The 1,964-nt window shown below is 68.8% G+C and carries 1 protein-coding gene; it reads right to left on the bottom strand.

From position 1 onward, the window contains the following. Positions 1-1,907, bottom strand: a 1,907-nt coding sequence (locus RMO30_RS00320) for a DNA translocase FtsK (protein ID WP_309707967.1), incomplete at its 3' end; no start/stop codon positions are given. Positions 1,908-1,964: the final 57 nt, after the last annotated feature.

Raw genomic sequence — 1,964 nt, 5'->3', positions numbered from 1 at the left:
CATCGAGATCCCGAACAAGGATCGCGAAATCGTGACCCTCGGAGATGTGCTGCGCTCCAGCGTCGCGGCCCGATCTCACCCCCGAGTACGGCCCGGTTGAAGTCGTCGATGTGGCGGAACCCGAACGACGCGAGGTCGTCGTACCGCATGTCCATCTCTTTCACGACCCAGGCGAGCGCTTCGGCCGCCTTCTTCGGGTTGGTGATGATCGGCGTGATGAGGTGCGGTACGCCCTGATAGGCGGCCAGTTCGACTCGTTTCGGGTCGATGAGCACCATCCGCACCTCGGCGGGCTTGGACCGCATCAGCACGCTGGTGATCATCGAGTTGATGAAGGACGACTTGCCCGAGCCGGTGGCACCGGCGACGAGCAGATGCGGCATCTTCGCGAGATTCGCCACGACAAAGCCGCCCTCGACGTCTTTGCCGAGACCGATCGTCATCGGATGCTGCGAGCGGGCCGCGACGCTGGAGCGCAGCACATCTCCGAGGGTCACGATCTCGCGATCCTTGTTCGGGATCTCGATGCCGATCGCACTCTTGCCGGGGATCGGCGAGAGGATCTGCACCTCGTTCGACGCGACGGCGTACGACAGGTTCTTGGCGAGGGCGGTGACCCGCTCGACCTTGACGCCCACACCGAGTTCGATCTCGTAGCGGGTGACCGACGGTCCGCGGCTGAAGCCGGTGACTTTGGCATCCACCTGGAACTGGGTGAGCACCTCGGTGATCGCCGCGATCGTCTCGTCGTTTGCGGGGGTGCGAGTCTTCGGCGGCGTGCCGGCCTGAAGACTGGATGCCGCGGGCAGCCGATACGGGCGACGGTTCACCGGCGGGCGAGCGGCCGCGAGCTCGGGGTCGGGCAGCTCGGCGAGCACCGACTCCCCCGGTGCGGAGCCGAACCCGTCGTCCTGCAGCCCGCGCGCTCGTGGCGGTACCTCGCCGGTGAAGCGGCGCACGGCATCCTCGGCCTTGTCGAGTTCGGCGAGCAAGTCGAACGGGTTGACCTCCGACGGCGGCACGATGACATCCGTGGCGTGGTCGCGGGCGACCGGGGTGTCGAACGCCGGATCGCCGGTGACGTCTTTCTTGCGGCGCCACCAGGGCATCGACGACGGGTCTTCGGGCTCGAACCCGAGATCGGTGAGCGACCCCAGCTCGGGTTGCTCGGCGGGGGTCTTCGGCGCGCGAGTCGGCAGTTCGGCGCCGAAGAGGTAGCTGTAGGCCTCCCCGAGGCGCGAGCCGATGCGGTTCGGCGGCGTCTTGGTGAGGATGAACAGCGACAGCAGCATCAGGCCGCCCGCGAGCGGAACGGCCAGCCAGGACGCCCCGATCTCGACGAACGGTTGCGCGACGATCCAGCCGAGGATGCCGCCGCCGTGTGCCATCGCGACGGCGCCGTCGGCGGGCTGCGGCTGGCCGCCGAAGAGGTGGCTCAGTCCGCTGACGCTGGTCAACAGCAGCACGAGGCCGACCCCGAGTCGCCCGTTGTCATGAACGCTCGACGGATGCCGGAACAGCCAGACAGCGAACACCAGCATGATGACCGGCAACGCGAAAGCGACCCGGCCGAACAGTCCGCCGAAGGTGTACGCGTCGAGGGCGATCGCGACCTCGTGGCTCGGGTTGAACCACTCGACGATCGCACCGCCGATCGCGAGCACGATCAACAGGAACGGCACCCCGTCGCGGCGCTCCTCGGGGGCGAGAGTCTCTTTGCCGAACAGCCGAGCCGCGCCACCGACGATGTGGGCGAGTCCCATCCACAGACTGGTGAGCGCACCGGGCTCCTCGGTCTTCGCCGGCGACCTGCCCTTCGGGTAGCGCTTGGTGGCGGCCGCGCCGGTCGAGCGCGCGCGGGAGGTCGAGCGCGCGCGGGCGCTCGACGACCGGGTGCTCGTGGCCATGCGGTCACGGTACCCGCGGGGGCGAGCCGCTCCGGGGAGCGACACCCGCCCCGCCGT

Origin of the sequence: Pseudolysinimonas sp. (assembly GCF_031389465.1) — a bacterium.
Classification (GTDB): Bacteria; Actinomycetota; Actinomycetes; order Actinomycetales; family Microbacteriaceae; genus Pseudolysinimonas_A.
This window is presented reverse-complemented; position numbering and strand designations above follow the sequence as displayed.